The sequence below is a fragment of the Streptomyces sp. NBC_00287 genome (genome assembly GCF_036173105.1).
In the GTDB taxonomy this organism is placed as follows: domain Bacteria; phylum Actinomycetota; class Actinomycetes; order Streptomycetales; family Streptomycetaceae; genus Streptomyces.
On record NZ_CP108053.1, the window covers coordinates 5,500,534 to 5,517,031 of the forward strand.

19 protein-coding genes are annotated in these 16,498 nt (G+C 69.1%); 11 read left to right on the plus strand and 8 right to left on the minus strand.

From position 1 onward, the window contains the following. Positions 1-95: 95 nt before the first annotated feature. From OHT76_RS25105 to OHT76_RS25125, 5 genes are read left to right on the plus strand one after another with little or no spacing between them, the layout of a single operon-like run. Positions 96-401, plus strand: coding sequence for a hypothetical protein (locus OHT76_RS25105; protein WP_328873118.1), 306 nt, complete (start codon positions 96-98; stop codon positions 399-401). 2 nt (positions 402-403) lie between these two features. Next, a complete protein-coding gene (locus OHT76_RS25110) occupies positions 404-1,720 on the plus strand; it encodes a WXG100 family type VII secretion target (protein ID WP_328873119.1) in 1,317 nt (438 codons plus the stop codon). Then, complete coding sequence (locus OHT76_RS25115; RefSeq protein ID WP_328873120.1) at positions 1,720-2,415, plus strand: hypothetical protein; 696 nt, start codon at positions 1,720-1,722, stop codon at positions 2,413-2,415. The genes OHT76_RS25110 and OHT76_RS25115 overlap by 1 nt, the downstream gene beginning before the upstream one ends. A gap of 5 nt (positions 2,416-2,420) precedes the next feature. Next, a complete protein-coding gene (locus OHT76_RS25120) occupies positions 2,421-3,332 on the plus strand; it encodes a hypothetical protein (protein ID WP_328873121.1) in 912 nt (303 codons plus the stop codon). 40 nt (positions 3,333-3,372) lie between these two features. After that, positions 3,373-3,861 (plus strand): hypothetical protein, encoded by a 489-nt coding sequence (locus tag OHT76_RS25125; RefSeq protein ID WP_328873122.1) that lies wholly within the window; start codon positions 3,373-3,375, stop codon positions 3,859-3,861. Positions 3,862-3,869: 8 nt separating this feature from the next. On the opposite strand, the gene OHT76_RS25130 is transcribed toward OHT76_RS25125, so the two are convergent. The 3 genes from OHT76_RS25130 to OHT76_RS25140 all read right to left on the minus strand — a co-directional run bounded on the left by OHT76_RS25130 (position 3,870) and on the right by OHT76_RS25140 (position 6,478). Further along, positions 3,870-4,451 carry a hypothetical protein gene (locus tag OHT76_RS25130; protein ID WP_328873123.1) on the minus strand — a complete coding sequence of 194 codons (582 nt, stop codon included), beginning with the start codon at positions 4,449-4,451 and terminating at the stop codon, positions 3,870-3,872. A 279-nt stretch (positions 4,452-4,730) separates the two neighbouring features. Beyond that, entirely contained in the window at positions 4,731-5,816 is a 1,086-nt protein-coding gene (locus OHT76_RS25135; RefSeq protein WP_328873124.1) for a hypothetical protein, read from the minus strand. Next, on the minus strand, positions 5,807-6,478 hold the full coding sequence (locus OHT76_RS25140; RefSeq protein WP_328873125.1) for a hypothetical protein: 672 nt from the start codon (positions 6,476-6,478) through the stop codon (positions 5,807-5,809). The genes OHT76_RS25135 and OHT76_RS25140 overlap by 10 nt, the downstream gene beginning before the upstream one ends. A 277-nt stretch (positions 6,479-6,755) precedes the next feature. Here OHT76_RS25140 and OHT76_RS25145 point away from each other — a divergent pair, with 277 nt between their 5' ends. Genes OHT76_RS25145 through OHT76_RS25155 form a run of 3 tightly spaced genes read left to right on the plus strand, consistent with a single transcriptional unit; the run spans position 6,756 to position 7,880 of the window. After that, entirely contained in the window at positions 6,756-7,262 is a 507-nt protein-coding gene (locus tag OHT76_RS25145; RefSeq protein WP_328873126.1) for a hypothetical protein, read from the plus strand. A 37-nt stretch (positions 7,263-7,299) separates the two neighbouring features. Further along, complete coding sequence (locus OHT76_RS25150; protein WP_328873127.1) at positions 7,300-7,491, plus strand: hypothetical protein; 192 nt, start codon at positions 7,300-7,302, stop codon at positions 7,489-7,491. Then, the gene (locus OHT76_RS25155; RefSeq protein WP_328873128.1) at positions 7,488-7,880 is read left to right on the plus strand and encodes a hypothetical protein; all 393 of its coding nucleotides are present in this window, start codon (positions 7,488-7,490) and stop codon (positions 7,878-7,880) included. The genes OHT76_RS25150 and OHT76_RS25155 overlap by 4 nt, the downstream gene beginning before the upstream one ends. 7 nt (positions 7,881-7,887) lie before the next feature. On the opposite strand, the gene OHT76_RS25160 is transcribed toward OHT76_RS25155, so the two are convergent. From OHT76_RS25160 to OHT76_RS25180, 5 genes are all read right to left on the minus strand, one after another. Continuing rightward, positions 7,888-9,099 carry a hypothetical protein gene (locus OHT76_RS25160; protein ID WP_328873129.1) on the minus strand — a complete coding sequence of 404 codons (1,212 nt, stop codon included), beginning with the start codon at positions 9,097-9,099 and terminating at the stop codon, positions 7,888-7,890. Next, positions 9,089-11,161 carry a hypothetical protein gene (locus OHT76_RS25165; RefSeq protein WP_328873130.1) on the minus strand — a complete coding sequence of 691 codons (2,073 nt, stop codon included), beginning with the start codon at positions 11,159-11,161 and terminating at the stop codon, positions 9,089-9,091. Before OHT76_RS25165 ends, OHT76_RS25160 begins: the two co-directional genes overlap by 11 nt. A gap of 73 nt (positions 11,162-11,234) precedes the next feature. Next, positions 11,235-11,546 (minus strand): hypothetical protein, encoded by a 312-nt coding sequence (locus OHT76_RS25170; RefSeq protein ID WP_328873131.1) that lies wholly within the window; start codon positions 11,544-11,546, stop codon positions 11,235-11,237. Positions 11,547-11,621: 75 nt separating this feature from the next. Then, complete coding sequence (locus OHT76_RS25175) at positions 11,622-12,326, minus strand: hypothetical protein (RefSeq protein ID WP_328873132.1); 705 nt, start codon at positions 12,324-12,326, stop codon at positions 11,622-11,624. Between the two features lie 28 nt (positions 12,327-12,354). Further along, on the minus strand, positions 12,355-13,203 hold the full coding sequence (locus OHT76_RS25180; RefSeq protein ID WP_328873133.1) for a hypothetical protein: 849 nt from the start codon (positions 13,201-13,203) through the stop codon (positions 12,355-12,357). 387 nt (positions 13,204-13,590) lie between these two features. Here OHT76_RS25180 and OHT76_RS25185 point away from each other — a divergent pair, with 387 nt between their 5' ends. Genes OHT76_RS25185 through OHT76_RS25195 form a run of 3 tightly spaced genes read left to right on the plus strand, consistent with a single transcriptional unit; the run spans position 13,591 to position 16,474 of the window. Beyond that, positions 13,591-14,319 (plus strand): hypothetical protein, encoded by a 729-nt coding sequence (locus OHT76_RS25185; RefSeq protein WP_328873134.1) that lies wholly within the window; start codon positions 13,591-13,593, stop codon positions 14,317-14,319. A gap of 17 nt (positions 14,320-14,336) precedes the next feature. Further along, complete coding sequence (locus OHT76_RS25190; protein WP_328873135.1) at positions 14,337-15,170, plus strand: hypothetical protein; 834 nt, start codon at positions 14,337-14,339, stop codon at positions 15,168-15,170. Beyond that, positions 15,167-16,474: a CpaF family protein gene (locus OHT76_RS25195; protein WP_328873136.1), complete on the plus strand. Its 1,308-nt coding sequence runs from the start codon at positions 15,167-15,169 to the stop codon at positions 16,472-16,474. The genes OHT76_RS25190 and OHT76_RS25195 overlap by 4 nt, the downstream gene beginning before the upstream one ends. Positions 16,475-16,498 lie beyond the last annotated feature (24 nt).

Here is a 16,498-nt window from a genome sequence, read left to right on the forward strand (position 1 = left end):
GTTCGTCGGGTGACGAATGCCAGTGTGGCGCGGCGGCCCAGGTTGGGCCGCCGCGTCGCTGTAACAAGCTGGAACCAGCGCAAAACGGGGGCGTTATGAGCGACTTGTCGGCCGACTACGCGGTGCTGAATCGAGTGAGACACAACCTCGATCACATAGCCGAGCTGATGAAGAAACCGGGCCGCGAGATGGAACACGTCACCGGCGACGCCATGGGGGTACCGGAACTCGCCAAGCGCATGGACGACTTCGGTGACGAGTGGTCGTACGGCATCAAGCAGCTGACGAAGTTCTCGGAGAAGGCGTCCAAGGCGTTGCTCAAGGTCAAGGAGTCCTTCGAGGAGCTGGACCACGAACTGGCCGAGGCCAACAAGAACCAGGGCAAGGGGGGCGGCAAGTAGCCATGGCCGAGGTGAAACTGGAGAGCTTCCCGGCCCTGGGCTTCGTGCCCTGTCCCGGTGATCACACGGTGGCCGACGAGGTGGCCAAGACGGTCCGCCGGACGGCGAAGGCACTGGTCGAGATCTGCCACGTGCTGCACGGCACCGGGGTCGGCGACTGGAAGGGAAAGGCGGCGGAAGCCTTCCGGGAGAAGTTCGACGACGAGTTCCGCCCGCGCATGGACGAGGCCCGCGATTCGTTCAACGCCGCCGCCACCGCCCTGGAAGACTGGGCGGCGTACATGGAGAACAAGCAGGCCGACGCCGTGCGGCTGGAGGCTCGTGCGGCCGAGATCGACGAGCAGCTGGGCAAGGCGCAGGACAACGCCGACAAGCTCAAGAAGGCGGACGACGACAAGAAGGACACCGAGGGCCACAAGGGCAAGGTCCAGGACGCCAACCGTGCGGTGAACGCCAAGGAGGAGGAGCTGGAGGAGCTCCGCCGCAAGGGCCGCCGTATGGCCGGCAACTACCGGGAGTACGGCAAGGAGATAGCCGAGCGCCTGAAGAAGGCCATGGACATCGCCCCGAACGAGCCCGGCATGTGGGACAAGCTCGGGGACGCCATCGCGGATCTGGGCAAGGCCATCGCCGATCTGCCGGGGCAGGTGGGGGAGGTCCTCTCCGCCATCGGTGACTGGATCAAGAGCCACGCGGACTGGATCACCGTCGCGGCCTCCGTCATCGGTGTGATCGCCATCTTCTGCCCGGTGCTGGCCCCACTGGCCATCGGGCTGAGCGCCGTCGCGCTCTTCGCCCACGCGGCGTCCTACGGCATGAGCGGGCTGTTCCCGCCCACCGGGGCGAACATCGGCAACTGGCTCACCCTGGGCGGCGACGCACTCGGCATGATCCCCGGCGTCGGTGCCGCCAAGGCGGGCATCATGGCCGGACTCAAGGCCGGCCGGGGCGCCGGCGGCGTCGTCGCGGGCACCAAGGTCGGCATCAAGACCGGCTCCGCGGTGGCGAAGAACGCCATGAAGGCCGCCGACCCGGTGGCAGCCGTGATCGACAAGCCGATCATGGCCGCCGCCGCCAAGCTGGGCGTCTCGCGCGGCGCCGCCCTGACAACCACGGAGGGTGTGCAGGCCGCGGCGCAGCTCGCGTGGACGGCGCCCACCGCCATCAACGCCTACGAAACGAGCACCGGCCGCTACGACGCCGCCACCTGGGGTACCGGTGTGGGCAACATCGCCACCGGCGCAGGCGGCGGCAAGTTCGGCGGCCTGGTGGCCGTGGGCAGCGCCGTCGGCCTCGGAGCCTGGGAGCTGACGGACTGATGGCCTCCACCGCAACGCCGATCGCCCCCACCGACGTACCCGACCTCTGGTTCGAGCTGCCGCCGGGCTTCATGGAGTTCGACCTCGCCGAGGACCCCGAGGCGCGCGTGCTGCGCATGGCGGACGTGGCCGACGGGCTCTTCGCCGACGCCACGCCGGAGCAGAAGCTCAGCCTCGTGGTGTCGAGCGAGTACATCCTGCAGACGATGATCGCGGCAGGCGCCGAACACGTGTCGAGCTGCCTGCTGCGCATGCCCGGGGACCAGCTGTCCCAGGGCACCTTCTACGTGCTGATCGAACGGCCGGACGCCGGCCCGCAGAGCCAGGACAGGCAGGGGTCCGCGAAACGCACGGCCGTCCAGTGGCGTGAGCTGTACCCGGACGCCGAGGTCGGGCTGGTCATGTTGCCGTACGGCATCTCGGCCCTCTGCATCCGCGATCAGGAGCTGCAGATCCCCGGCGTAATCTTCGGTCTGGACGAACCCGTACCCGCCACCGTCCGGCAGGTGCAGTTCTGCGTGCCGCTGAAGACCGGACCGGGGTCGGCCCTGTTCGTCTTCATGACCCAGGACATCGAGCACTGGACCGAGTACCTCGATGTGCTCAGCGGCATCATGAAGTCGGTCTCGGCGGACGAACCGGGAGGGGAGAACCCTCCGGAGGTCGACGGCCCGCGGGTTGGAGGAACGGAGTGACGAGCATGAGCGGCGGCGTGGCGCAGGCAGCGGACGAGGCGCGCGGGAGGCGTGCCCGGTATCCGGTTCTGTTGGCGGTCGGCATTGCCTGCTACGTGCTCGCCGTGATCGTGGGGATGTTCGTCCTGGCGGACGACGTCGGGCTGGTCGTCCAGATTCCGCTGTGGATTGTGCACGGAGCAGTGCTCATCACGCTGATCCGGAAGCTCGGGGCGAGGGAGTCGAGCTCGTACGCGGCGCTGTTCATCGTGGTTACGTCGGCCATGTCCGTTTACGTCGCCGACATGGCCCGTGACAACCTCACGCTGCAACAGCGGGGCGAGGAGATCAGCGCCACGGTGGTGAAGGAGTGGCGCGACCCGGCCCAGGGGCGCAAGGCTCGCGACTACAACTACGAACTGCAGCATCAGGACGGCACCAGGGTCCCGGGTCCCGCCATGAAGACGCAGACCGACCTCTACGACGTCGGCCAGACGGTGACGGTGATCGAGGACCCGGACGGCGACCTCCGCCCGCAGACGCCGGGCCAGGCGGACGCCACCGGCGAAGCCCTCGGTTCCAGCGCCCTCGCCCTCGCCGCCCTCGGCTCCGTCGCCTGGATGACCTGGCGCGGCTCGGACGCCGCGCGGCGCCGGGACGGGCATAAGGGGCCGGGCGCCGCACAGAAGGCGTACAAGGCCGCCACCGGCGTGGAGCAGTCGCCGGCAGAGCAGGAGGAGAAACTGCGCGAGGTCCTGCGCGCCTATCCTGCCGACAGGCGCGGCTACATCAAGGTGCTGCCCGAGGAGTACCCCGACCTGACACACGGCCGGGCCGCCCGCATTGCCTGGGAGATGGGCCTGAAGGCGGAGGCAGTGGGGAACCGCGGCTCGTGGCGCTTCAAGGAGACGGTGATCGAGGAAGTGCCGCACGACTGAGTCGGCGGTATGGGGCCCTCGGCTGCGAGAGGAACCGTTCATGGTTGAACGGCATTTGCCGCGAGACCTGGAGAAGGCCGTCTCCGAGGGTGCGGCGGAGTTCACCACCAGCCCGAATTTCCCGGGATCGGAGAGGCTCGCATCGTTCGCGCAGATTGCGGAGCGGTCCGGCTACCGCTACATGGGGCATGCGCCCGGGACGGCTTCCCTGAACAACCCGGTCCATCTCTTCCAGCGTGCGCAGCCTGCTCAAGCGGACATTGCCCTGCTGCGGTCCCGGATGATCGTCGATGCGTGTGACAGATACACACCCCGAGTACTGAGCAATGTCCTGCTCTTCCCGGTGGCGGCCGCGATCTTCTTGATCTTCCCCGGCTATACGGTCGAGCGTGTGCTGGTTGCGGGGGGAGTTTGGGGGGTGCTCATCTTCTATCTCGTGGGCCTGGCCATCACCCGGCGCAGACGGACGAAGCATCTGGCTCGGCCGGCTGCGGCAGGGGTGGCGTGGCCGGCGACGGCGGGCGCGTGAGCGGGCTGCTACTGAATGCCCGCCTTCTCAAGTACTCGGCCGTACTTGGCGAGACGGTGGCGTGCGAGAGCGATGCCCAGGACCCACAGGCCCGCCGTGAACAGCCACAAGCCGCAGCAGATCAATATGGGGACTGGGGTGAACCCGGCTTGCCACAGCGGGATGAGCAGGACGAACGGCATGATCAGCAGTTGGATGAGACCGCGCTTCTCGTGGGTCCCGCTGTAGTCGACTTCGATACGCGCGTGCAGCAGGCTGACGGCCGCCTGTGTCTCGGGCAGGGGAGCCAGACGGCTACCGCCCGGACGCATACCGGGCAGCTGACCGCCTCGGATGGCGTCCGGGTGCTGAGCCGAAGTACGTGCTGCGCGCTCCGCCGCGTCCGGGGTGCGGCGGAAGGCGAAGTAGGGATTCGGGCTGCCGCTAGGTGACAGGGTGGACAGGCCGGCGTATTCGTAGCCGTACTGCTCGGCGATGTACGCGAATGAGGCGAATTGCTTTCGCGACCTGAGGAGATTGCGCGCATCGTGCTGCTGCGCGCCCGTTGCTCCGTCGCGCATCAGAGCCTTCAGTTGCTGCTGCAAGAACATGGGTGCCTCGTCTTCATCCGGCCTGTCGAAGGCTGTCAGGCGTCGGCGTTTTGCCGGCGGTGTCGGTGATAGAGGACCGAGGCCCAGGCGAACACTGCGATGGCCGCGAGGGTCGAGAGCAGCCCGACGACCCAGAGCCACGGGTAGTTGCTGAACACCCAACTAGGGGGCCTGTCACGGCCCTTGCCCCACTTTCCGGTGTCCTGGGCGTTTCCAGGAAGCGCTGGCAGGTCTCTCCGTGGGGACCGGGCTGCTCTCGTCCGGTCCCTTCGCTGTGGCTCAGCGGTTGACGGACTGGATTTCCTGGACGGTGACGGCCTGCTCGTTGCCGAAGGTGCCGTTCGGGAGGTCGCCGCCGGCTCCGCCGGTGCCTGTCCAGGCGATTTCCCAGGTGATCGTGGCCTGGAGCTTGAACGTGCCGTCGCCGGAGGAGCGGAGGTACTTCAGGCCGCAGGGTGGGGTCTCGTCGGCCTTGCCCTTGGCGTAGGGCTCGCCGATGGAGCCGTTCGCGTTGATGGCGCATTCGCCGGAGGCCGGGTAGGTCTCGGCGTCCTCGGTGCCTGGCTCCAGTTTCAGGGCTACCGGCTTGGCCGTGGTCGTGGCCTGGACGTTGAAGCCGGGGACGTTGAGGGCTGCCGTGGCCTGGACCTCGTCGAAGACGGCCTTGTCCAGCCACGCCCACGTCGGCAGGTTCACCTTGGTCGTGGCCTCGGGGGCCAGGGTGACCTCGGTGTCCGGGAGCTCCATGTGCTGGTAGGCGAGGGCCGCGAGGATCTCCGGGGTGATGGCCTCCTCGTACTGGGGTGGCGGCGCTTCGCCGTTGTCGACCCAGAACGGGAGGTCGTTGCACGAACTCCGTTTGAGGAGATCGGGCTCGTTGGGGTTTTCTACGGCGGCCCAGAACATGCCCTTGCCGTCGTTCTCGACGTTGTAGTCCTTGTAGCCGGGGGTGTCGGTCCAGCCGTAGTCGTCCTCGTAGTGGCGCTGCAGCTCGCTCAGCGCCGCGCCCGCGTGGCCGCCCATGCCGGGCGTGTTCATCTGGCCCTCGATGTCCTTGGACATCTTCTCTTTGAAGTCCTTGGCGCCGAGGTAGGGGGCGTACCAGCAGGGGGGTGGCGTCCAGTTGACGTCGGCGGACGTTACGTTGCCGGTGCCGCCGTTCTTGGCGACGGATCCGGAGTACGAAATCCGTGCTGCGGCGTAGATGCCGGTTTCGTCGCCTCCGCCACTCTGCTCCGGGGTGGCTCCCTCACCGGACCCCACCGGCTTTGCCGCGTACGCGGATTCCGTAAGGACGAGGCTGCTGAGGGCAAGCGTCAGGGCTGCGGTGCCGAGGATGAGGCGCCGTGATCCGTTCACTGGCACTTCTCCGCCTTCGTCTCGACGTACACCTTGGATGCCTGCCACAGGTCCTCGCCCGTGGGGTACTTGACCATGATGATCTTGTAGTAGTCGAAGTCCTCGATGCTGGGCTCGGTCTTGAGGACCTTCTTGGTCTTGATTTCCTTGCCGTAGAACTTGCCCGCGTCCGCGCAGAACGCCACCTCTACGGAGGTGCCGTTGGAAGCGGACCGAGTGGTGGCGTCGTAGTGGCGCAGTGTGCCCGTGGCGGTCCAGCCGCCTTCGATCCAGGCGTTGATCTGCGTGTTCGCGTAGTGCAGTCCATCGGCGGTGGCGTACGCGGCGACGGCTGCGTCCTTCGTCGTCTGCTTGTCGACGCCCCGGTAAATGGCACGGAAGAAGTTCGCCGCATCCTCCATCGCCGCCGCCTCGTTCTCATCCCCCGGCTTCTCCCAGTCGAACACCAGGTTCATGTCCTTGGGCAGAGACACATCCACACCGTCCGGCTTGTCCTCCGCCGGTGCTGCCGACGGTTCCGTCGACTCCTTCGGCGTCTCGGCTCCCTGGTCGGCGCCGGCGATCTTGTCGTTGTCGCTGGACTTGTCGTCCTCGCTGCCACACGCTGTCAGCAGCAGAGCCGCTGTCGCGGCGAGCGCGGCAGCAACGGGCAAAGAGCGGCGCTTCACAGTGGACTCCCCGTGAGATACAGATGCAGTTGAGAGCACTGACGGTATCTGTGGGGCGAGTGGGTTCGCCAGGCTGAACCTGCCCCCGCCAGTGGGCATTTGGGGAGCTACCCGTGCAAATCGTGCGGCGTCTGTGTCCTGATCGTATCCGCTGATGAGTGATGTCTGTCTCGGCGGTCTGAGGGGCGTTTCGGGTCGAGTCCGACCGGCCCGCTTCGCGGAAGCTATCGGCCGTTGGGGTCGCCGACCTCCGCAGCGATTGCCTACGCTGCCGCACATGGTCTACGTCTCTCCTCGCGCCCTCCAAGGAAGCCGCGGTAACCGCCTCGCCGTCGGCGTCATGTTGTTCCTTATCTGGCTCCTCCTTGGGGTGGTCATGACCTGTATGGCCGTCGGCCTGCGGGGCGTTGACGTCCTTGGGAGGGTCGGGTTCGCGGCGGGAGCCGTCAGTTCGTATCTGCTTGTGTGGTGGTCCGGGCGATTCTGGTACGCCGCCTATTGCGAGGGCCGGCGGGACGGGGCCGTCGAGGAGCCCGATTTTTGGCCCTGGTGTCTGCTCGGGGTGGTCATCGGTGTGGTGCTCGCTGTCGCTGGGGTGCGTGCTCTCAATCAGGGGGACGGGAGTGGGTGGTTCAGCCTCGGGTTTGCCGGACTGTTCGGCCTGCCTTCCCTCTTGGGCCTCGTCGTCGAGGTGGGGGTGCGGCGCGTCGCGCAGGCGCCTGTTCCGCAGGCTGTCGAGCCGCCGCCTCGGCCCCGTCGTGACTGGGGGCCCATCGGGAGGTGACGGCGCCTCCTCGGCCCACTGCCGTCTCCGGGCCCTCATGCAGGAGATCGCCGCGCAGACGCTCACTCCCGAGCAGATCAAGGCGCGGGCCGAGCGCACTCGTGTGCTGTTGGCCGAGCGGTTCGGGCATTACGTGACGGATGAGGAGTCCGCCGAGGTGCGGCGGAAGATGCGTGACGCCACGGCTGCCCATCGGGCTGCTCTCGCGGAGGGGGAGCGACCCCGTTGAGCCCCATCGAACACTTCGTCCTCGATGCGCCGACGCTCCTGGCGATGGGGGGTAACAAGCAGGTCTCCGGGCTCATCCACGCCGCGGCGGACAGCGACGACGTCCGGCTGTGGGTGCCCGTGCTGTGTCTGCTGGAGGCCGAGCGCGACCGCGCGGGGATCGTGGAGAACGTCGGTGTGCTGGTCGACGTGCTCCGCGTCGTCGATGATGACTATGCGATGGCCGTGACCATCGCCGAACTGCGCCGGGGCGGTATCGCCTTGGGTATCGCAGCCGCCGTGCACGCCGCGCGGCCGAACCTCAGAGTGCCCGAAGGGGCGTTGGTGGCCACGGTCGTGCCCGAGGAGTATCGCGGGCTCGGAGTCGCGGTGATGGACCTCAACCGCTGACTCGCAGCTACCCGTTCTCGCCGCGCACGCCGCGCGTGAAGTCCCCGCGAGCCACCCTCGCCGCCAAGCTGTCCCCACCCCGCAGCAGCGACCCGTACCCCGTAGCCGCCCAGAAGCTCCCCGGTACCTCGAAGTACGGGACCGCGTCGCCGTCCGTCAGGACCTCGGGCGAGCGGCGGGTGCGCGCGGCTGCCACACATGGCGTGCAGGCGGCCACCCGCACTCGGTCTCGGCGGCCCAGCGGGCGCCACGTCACAAGGCGCGTTCCCCGGCCGTGCAGGGGGTTGAAGAAGCAGAGCGGAAGCGGGTCGGGGGTGTTCGCCAGGGCGTCCCGGCCCTCCGTCACCAGGGCCAGAACGCCCGCCAGGTCCGGGAGACCCCGGGCCGCGTCCAGGACCGTGCCTGCCGCGGCGTATGCGTCCAGGGCGCGTCGCAGGCCCGGAGCCGTCGAGTCCGTCGTACGCGCCGACTCGCCCAGCGCGACGACCTCCGCCTCCGCCCGGCGGCGCAGCGCGTCTTCGTCCGCGGCGCGTGCGGCCGTGAACAGGGCGGACGCAGGGGTCCTACGGCGGTGGCGGGCGAGGAGCAGCAGGGCAGTCAGCGCCAATGCCGCTACGGCCGCCACCGCCGGCCATGTCGGCCATGAGCTCTCGGCTTCCGTCCGCTCCTCCGGGTCGGGGCTCGCCTCCAGGTCCCCCATCGCCTCCTCGTACACCTCCGTCCCGTTCCCCTCCGCCACCAGCTCCACCGCCTTCGACGTCAGCTCCGCCAGGCCGGCGTCCCGCATCTCGTCCAGGAAGCCGGCCGCGGCGACCGCGTCGCGTGTCTGGTGGGTGTCGGCAGGCCACTCGTAGCCGTTGAGGGAGTCCGTGAAGGTGCCGTCCGTCGTGATGAGGATCAGTTCGCGCTGGGGGAGACGGTCGCGGACGACGTCGGCCAGGACGTCGGCCTCTCCGTCGAAGTCGTCGCCCTTGGTGAGAGGCGTGAGCACCACCTTGATGGGCAGGCCCGTCCGGTCGATCTCCCTAGCCAACTGCCGCTGCCGGGACGGCGGTACGGCGGTGGCGTACGACGCGTCCACGTAGACCCAGGACGCGCGCAACGCGTTCGCGATGCGTTCTCCCGCGCTCGGGCTGTCGGAGGCCCTGGCCGTGGTGGCCGGGAGCAGAGCCAGCAGGGCCACCGCCAAGGCCGTGATCGCCGCTCGGCTACGGGACACGGACCGTCTCCTTCACCTTCTCGACCAGTCGGCGGATGCCGTCCGGTACGGCACTCAGCAGCTCGCCGGCCTCCTCGTATGGCACGCGCGAGCCGGACGAGTCGGGGAGGGTCAGCACCAGCGTGTGGAGGGTTCCCGGCGCCGCGATCGCCGTGTCGCGGCAACGCCCGCAGACGTGCAGCAGGCGCCGCTGGCTGCCCTCCGCGGACACCCGCACGTGGTGGCGGTTGACCGCCGGTCCGTGCAGCGGGTTGACCGCGCAGCAGCGGTTGTACGACTTGCCCGCGAGCGCGGCGCGGCCGGCACGGGCGAGCACGATGACCGCGACGAGGGTGGCGGCATCCGTCGCGGGGTCCTGGACACGGCTGGTGTCGCCGTCGATGAGCAGCATCGCCGCGTCGAATCGGTCCCCTGGCCGGGCGTCGTTCGGGTCGGCGGCCTGCCCCGACTCGAAGTCGGCTGTCAGTGCCCGGAGTTCGACTCGCGCCATACCGCGCAGATACGACATCGAAGGCTCCGTCGGCGACACCTCCGGCAGCGCCTCCGTCGCGGGCGGCTCCGGCCTGCGGCGCCGCAGCACCTTGCCGATGATGCCCATCACGCCCTCCAGCAGCCCGTACAGCAGCCCCGCGGCGAGGACGCCCATGAACAGCCCCGGCCAGAAGTCGGTGCCGAAGAGGGGCGGCAGGTCGTCCTCGGTGACAGGGTTCGAGACTGGGTACGGGTCGCCCGCCGACTCCGGTTCGTCCGTGCGGGGAGCCTTGTCGAGGAAGGTCATCAGGGCGTCGAGACGCTCGCCGAGGAGGTGGTCCTCGGCCTCGTCCGCCTTGTCGTCGCCGTACTCGATGGACTCCGGAAGGCTGAGGAGGAGGTCCAGACTGTCCAGCCGTAGGCCGTGGTTGAAGACCTCGATGTCGCCGTAGAGCGGGTCGGCGACGACGTACACCCCGTCCTCGCCGAGCTTGTCGTGGACCGCGGCCGCGAACGCCTCCTCGTCGCCCTCGGACTCGTCCTCCATCAACTGCGGTACGACGGACACGAACACCGGTCCGCCGCCCTCGGACTTCCCGAACTTCTCGATACGGCTGTGCAGTTGGGTCAGCTGGGCCGCGTCCAGGACTCGGGGGCTCTCCGGGTCCGCGTACACCGGGTCCCCGGCCAGGCCCTGCGCGACCCGGTCGACGCGGGCGTTGAGGTCGATCGCCCTGGGGCGGGGGGACGCGCTGGACGTGGTCTGGTCGAAGGTGACGCTCGCGGCCACGGGAACGGCGACGGCGGCGGCCAGGGCCAGGGCGGGCGCGATCCAACGCGGGGCCCGGTGGGGGGCTTTCCGGCCGGTGAACTTCTGCCGCCACCGGCGTACACCGGGGAACAGCAGGAGGATGAGCGCCGGTACGCCCGTGAGGAACATCCCGGTCAGGAACGACTGGTTCTCGCGGTCCGACGGCCCGATGTACATCTCCGCGGGCTCGTCCATGCCGCGCGCCGCCTCCGCCCGAGCCGCCGCCTTCTCCCCACCCTCGGCGATGACCTCAGCGAACAGCTCGAACTCGCGCAACGGGCCCGCATCGTAGGGGAGTTCGTACAGACAGACAGTGAGGGCATCGTCGGCCGGCGCGCTGATCCCGAAAGCCATGGCGTACGAGACCGAGGACTCGTCGATGATGACGTACAGCCCGTCCCGGCCCAGCCGGTCGTGCACCGCGCCGAGCAGCCCCTCGCCGTCCGCCATGCTCGGCAGGACGAGGACGTACGTAGGAACCCCGGTGCTCTTCGCCACCCTGGCGAAGTCGCGGGCCATGGACTTCGGTACCTCGCGCGGAAGTTGGTCGGTCACATAGACCGGGTTCTCGCGAAGACGGTCGGCGAGGTAGGCCGCTTGGGTATCGGAGGAGGCGGAGGCCGGTGCAGCTGCGGCAAATACGGCGAACAGGACTGCGCAGAGTGCCAGAAGCGCGCGTACGACGAGCCTGCTCGGCGAGCGCCGGATCCCTTGTGAGCCATATGCCTTGAGCGCGCGCAACTCCGTCATCCCCCGTACCCCGTCGACTGCTGCTGTCACCCGCGGCACTCTACTGAGGGCTTCGCTGGTGCGAAACTGCGTCGGTTATCGGGGAACGGGGGAAGGACGACGATCAGGCTGTGGGCTCCGTGAACAGGTCGTCGGCGGTGTCGACCGTCACGGCCCGGGTGAGCCAGGTGCGGAGTGCGTCCAGGTCGGTGCAGGAGGTGATCCGCTCGCGCGCCGCCTCTGTGACCTCGATGCCGCGCGTGTCGAGGATCAGGAGGACGTCCTCGGCACGACCTTCGGCGCGGCCCTCGGCCCGCAAGCGCTGGGAGGTCTCGGAGCGGAAGAAGGAGAGGTCCACAGGCATCAGTTGCCTCCAGGTCTCGGCGGCCATGGCTGTGCCGAGGCCGAGTTCGACCTCGTGGGATGGGCTGGCCATGCGACCGAAGTTAGGTCGGCGCCGCAAAGGGGGTCCGGCATATGCCGCCCATTCACTCCATGGCGTGAAGCGGGCTCAGCCAAGCTTTCCGTTCTGCGTCCCCACCACCGGCTTCGCCAACTGCGCCTCGCTGGGCTGTGCGTTCGCGATGGCCGAGCCGTTCACGGCGAAGTAGACGGCGATGACGTCACCGCTGCGGACGGCCTGGGTGCGCAGGACATGCGAGGCGCCCTGGAAGGTCATCGTGGACTTGAACGCCAGCGTCTCGTCACCGGCCGTCGAGGCCTTCTCGGCGGCGACCGAGTCGTACGGGCTGGTGTTGCCGTTCGCCTTGGCCGTGAAGCCGTCGCCGCAGGAGTCGATCGCCTTCGACAGCCCGGCCATGGCGGACTCCGCGTCGCCGTCCGTCCCGTACGCCGCCAGCGCGATGTACGTGGCCGTCGTGCCGGTCGACGTGTAGCGGGCGAGGTCCGCCTCCGCCTCGCCGAGCGGAAGCTGGTTCATCGCGTACGCCAACGGCGCGCAGACCGGCTTGTCGGCGGTCACCTCGTCCGGAGACTTGGCGAAGAGGAACTGGGGGTCGAGCTCCTGCACCGTCTCGCCGTCGAGGTCGGCGTCGGTGACCATCAGCTTCGCCAGCCGTTCCGCCGGGCTCCCCTGCTTCGCCTGCGCGGACGAGGGCGAGCTCTCCGGCTTCGCGTTCTCGTCCGTGCCGCTCTCGGCCGAGCAGGCGGTCAGGGACAGGGCGCAGGCAGCGGCGGCCAGGGCGGCTCGCTTCATGGGGGCTCCTCGGAAGGTTGGGGTCTGTTTACTCGTCCAGCAGTTTCTTCAGCACCGGCGAAAGCTCCGGCCCCCGCGCCCCCGCCGCCCGAGCCGCCTCCACCGCCCTGACGTACGCCTCCGCCTCCGCCCGCAACGCCTGCTTCTCGTTGCCCTGGCGGCTGCCCGCCACCCACACCACGACCGCGAGGGGAATCAGGGCGAGGAGGCCGTAGCCGAGGGGGACGTCCTGGGACCAGGCCCAGCCCGCGCCGATCAGGGCCGCGATCAGCAGGAGGCAGCCGGTCTCGTCGTGCCAGCCGCCCGCGTCGGCCGTCTCCTCGTAGCGAAGGACCGCGGCGGGCTTCGCGGGGAACTCCATGGGCTGCCAGGACGAGGGCGCGGGCTCCACCTTCGGATACGTCGGTATCGGCGCCCACCCCTTCCCACTCCCGCCCGACGTCCGGCCCTCCAGCCACGCCGGTACGTGCGTCAGCGGCAGACCGTGGGCCCGGGCCACGCCCAGCAGCTCCCGGTAGCCGTTCAGCGCGGGGTGCGTGAGTTCGCGCTTCCAGCGCATGCACAGGGCGGTCAGCGCCGCCACCGCCACCACGAGGAGTACGCCGGTCCCGAGCAGGGCCAGTTTCGCCGTACGCTTCGGCAGTTCCGCCGCCGTCACCGGCAGAACCACACCCGCCGTCAGCGTCAGACCGCCGATCCAGGCGAGCCAACCCCGTTGGGCCGCCCGCATCGCCCTTTGCCGCTCCGCGAACAGTGCCGTCACAGCCGCGTCGTTCGTGTAGTCCACTCCGTGCCGGGCACCGATCGCCTGGGCCGCCGCCAGTACCCGGGTGTCCGTCGCGAGCATGGCTCCGCTGATGGGTGTCCTGTTCGTCACGATCGACGATCATGACACGGCCGTTCCCCGCTCTCGTGAGTGAATCGTGCAGGCCTCATGGCCACCGCGTGACGAAAGGACCGCGCGGACTGCGAACCCCTTCGCTCCCGCACAGGAAAACGCAGCTCACAGCCGCGTACACAACTGGGCCACCTGGGCTTCCAGTTGCGGATGGGTAACAGTCCAGCCACCGATCCCTACGGGAACGGACGCGCCTTGAGGGGCTTATGAGCGGCTGATACGGTGCGATGGCTTGACACTCACCCCAGCTGCTGACTATCCGCGCAGGACGCGACGATCAGGCAGGGAGACGGGTGAAGTGTCCGGAATTGCAGAGAATTTGACAGTCGTGGCAGACAATTTCTTGGGTGTACGGGGAGCGGTTGCGTGAAGATCCAAGAGCGTACGGGGGCGGGCGCGGGACGTTCCGCCGCTCCGGCTCAGCCTTCGGTCGGTGACCGGCTTCCCACCCCTCCTCGCGAGCGCAAACCCGCGCTGGCCGCGCTGGCGGTGCTGCTCATCCTGGTCGGTGCGCTGGGCGCGACGATGCTGGTGCTGCAGGCCGGTGACCGGGTCGAGGTCGTCCAGGTGACGGACGAGATCCAGGCCGGTGAGTCGGTGGGTGACAACGTCACTTCCGTGCTGGTCGCCGAGGACGACAGCATCAAGTACGTCAGGTGGAACCAGCTGGCCACGCTCAAGACCCTCAAGGCCAAGTCCACCATCTATGCGGGCACCGTCGTCATCGGTGACATGTTCGCCGAAGAGGTGGGCGTGACCCAGGGCAAGGCCACCGTCGGCCTCTCCCTCAAGGCGGGCCAGTACCCGACCGGCCTCAAGGCCGGCGACACCGTCGCCGCCTACCGCGTCGGCACCACCGCCGGCTCCAGCTCCAACGACGAGGACAGCGGCGGCTCCACCTCCACCGGTGGCAGCGGCGCCGCCATCGTCGACCAGGCCGTCGTCGCCTCGGTGCCGGAGGGCAGCAGCGACGACCTCGTCGGCAGCACCAACCTCGCGCTCACCCTGACCGTCGACGCCGACGACGCCGCGGCGCTCGCCCAGGCCGCGTCCAACGGCGAAGTGGCCCTCGTGCGCGTCCCGAGCAGCAACTAGAAGGCGGCCCAAACCCCATGGCGCTCATCGCTCTCGCCGCCGACAAGGGTTCCCCCGGCGTCACCACCGCGGCCGTCGCCCTCTCGGCGGTCTGGCCGCGCCGCGTCCTGCTCGCCGAGACCGACCCGGCGGGCGGCGACCTGGTGTACCGCAGTGCCGCCGCGCACGGCGGGCCGCTCAACCCGAACACCGGCATGCTCTCCATAGCCGCCACCGCGCGACGCGGGCTCGTCCCCGATCAACTCTGGGACCACGTCCAGCCGTTGAGCGGCGGACTCGAGGTCCTCGTCGGACTCGGCATCGCCGAGCAGGCCGCCGGTCTCGCCGGGCTCTGGCCCACCCTCGGGCACGCCTTCTCCACCCTCGCCGACTCCCCGAACGCGCCCGCCGACGTCATCGCCGACTGCGGAAGGATCAGTGGGGACACCCCGGCCGTGGAGCTGTTCCCGCACGCCGCCCTCGTCCTGCTGATCAGCCGTACCGAACCCGAGGCCATCGCCCGGGTCCGGGACCGTGCCGCCGCCCTCTCCACCAAGCTGCACGGCGGCCCGCGCGGCGCCGCGAGCCTCGCCACCCCGCTGATCGGTGTCGTCCTCATCGCCGACCCGAACAACGCCGGCAAGCTCGCGGGCCAGGTCAACGACATGCTCGTACACGCCCAGACCGGCGCTCGGGTCGTCGGCACCATCGCCGAGGACCCCACCGGCGCCGACCAGCTGGCCGGCCGTAAGCGCGGACGCCTCGACAAGTCGCTGCTGATCCGCTCGGCCCGCAAGGTCGCCGCCGACATCTACCAGCAGTACGGCGCCGCCTGGGCCCACCAGGCCCAGATGAACGGTCAGCCGCGGTGAGCGCTGTCGACCATCAGCTGGTCAAGCGGTTCCGGCAGGAGGCCGGTGACCGGATCGCCGAGCAGCGCCGCCTGGACCAGGTCAGCGGTGTCACTCCGATGTCCAGCGAGGACGAGCGGCAGTACGCCCGTGCCGTCATCGCGCAGATATTGGAGGAGTACGCCCGCACCGAGATCAACGCCGGGCGTACCCCGCTGGACGCGGAGACGGAGGAGCAGTACGCGGCGGCCGTGCATGCCGCACTGTTCGGCGTCGGGCGCCTTCAGCCGCTGCTCGACAATCCCGAGGTCGAGAACATCGACATCAACGGGTGCGATCAGGTCTTCGTCGGCTACAGCGACGGCCGTGAGGCCAAGGGCGACCCGGTAGCGGAGTCCGACGAGGAGCTCATCGAGCTCATCCAGGTGCTCGGCGCCTACTCCGGTCTGTCGTCCCGGCCCTTCGACTCCGCCAACCCCCAACTCGACCTGCGGCTGCCGGACGGTTCCCGACTGTCGGCCGTCATGGACGTGGCCCGGCGGCCCGCGCTGTCCATCCGTCGCGCGCGCATGGGCAAGGTGTTCATCTCGGATCTGGTCGGGAACGGCACGGTGACCCCCGAGGTCGGCCACTTCCTCGCCTGCGCGGTCCGCGCCCGCAAGAACATCATGATCGCGGGTGCCACCAACGCCGGTAAGACGACGCTGCTACGGGCCCTCGCCAACGAGATCCCGGGCCATGAACGTCTCATCACCGTCGAGCGCGCCCTGGAGCTCGGGCTCGACACCTTCCCCGAACTCCACCCGAACGTCGTGGCGTTCGAGGAGCGGCTGCCCAACTCCGAGGGGCAGGGCTCCATCACGATGGCGGAACTGGTCCGCCGTAGCCTCCGTATGAACCCCTCCCGCGTCATCGTCGGTGAGGTGCTCGGCGACGAGATCGTGACCATGCTCAACGCGATGTCGCAGGGCAACGACGGCTCGCTGTCCACGATCCACGCCAACAGCTCCAGCGAGGTCTTCAACCGTATTTCCACCTACGCGCTGCAGGCGAACGAGCGACTGCCCATCGAGGCCAGCCAGATGCTGATCGCGGGCGCGGTGAACTTCGTCGTCTTCATCCAGCGGCGCAACAACTACCAGAGCGGCGGCCGCCTCCAGCGCATGGTCACCTCCATCCGCGAGGTCAACGGCGTCGACGGCCGGGTGCTGTCCAGCGAGGTCTTCGCCGAGGCGCCGGACGGCCGCGTCGTTCCGCACGCCCCGCTCGCCTGCCTGGAGGACCTGATGGCGCACGGTTACCGCCCTGCCGGAACGTGGGGGTGAGCACATGACCGGACAGCTCGGCTC

Excerpts from the sequence above, each read along its gene's own strand:
- OHT76_RS25190 (WP_328873135.1), top strand. The coding sequence starts at position 14,337 with ATGGCGCTCATCGCTCTCGCCGCCGACAAGGGTTCCCCCGGCGTCACC.
- OHT76_RS25170 (WP_328873131.1), bottom strand. The coding sequence starts at position 11,546 with ATGGCCAGCCCATCCCACGAGGTCGAACTCGGCCTCGGCACAGCCATG.
- OHT76_RS25115 (WP_328873120.1), top strand. The coding sequence starts at position 1,720 with ATGGCCTCCACCGCAACGCCGATCGCCCCCACCGACGTACCCGACCTC.
- OHT76_RS25120 (WP_328873121.1), top strand. The coding sequence starts at position 2,421 with ATGAGCGGCGGCGTGGCGCAGGCAGCGGACGAGGCGCGCGGGAGGCGT.
- OHT76_RS25150 (WP_328873127.1), top strand. The coding sequence starts at position 7,300 with ATGCAGGAGATCGCCGCGCAGACGCTCACTCCCGAGCAGATCAAGGCG.
- OHT76_RS25145 (WP_328873126.1), top strand. The coding sequence starts at position 6,756 with ATGGTCTACGTCTCTCCTCGCGCCCTCCAAGGAAGCCGCGGTAACCGC.
- OHT76_RS25175 (WP_328873132.1), bottom strand. The coding sequence starts at position 12,326 with ATGAAGCGAGCCGCCCTGGCCGCCGCTGCCTGCGCCCTGTCCCTGACC.
- OHT76_RS25125 (WP_328873122.1), top strand. The coding sequence starts at position 3,373 with ATGGTTGAACGGCATTTGCCGCGAGACCTGGAGAAGGCCGTCTCCGAG.
- OHT76_RS25105 (WP_328873118.1), top strand. The coding sequence starts at position 96 with ATGAGCGACTTGTCGGCCGACTACGCGGTGCTGAATCGAGTGAGACAC.
- OHT76_RS25130 (WP_328873123.1), bottom strand. The coding sequence starts at position 4,451 with ATGTTCTTGCAGCAGCAACTGAAGGCTCTGATGCGCGACGGAGCAACG.
- OHT76_RS25110 (WP_328873119.1), top strand. The coding sequence starts at position 404 with ATGGCCGAGGTGAAACTGGAGAGCTTCCCGGCCCTGGGCTTCGTGCCC.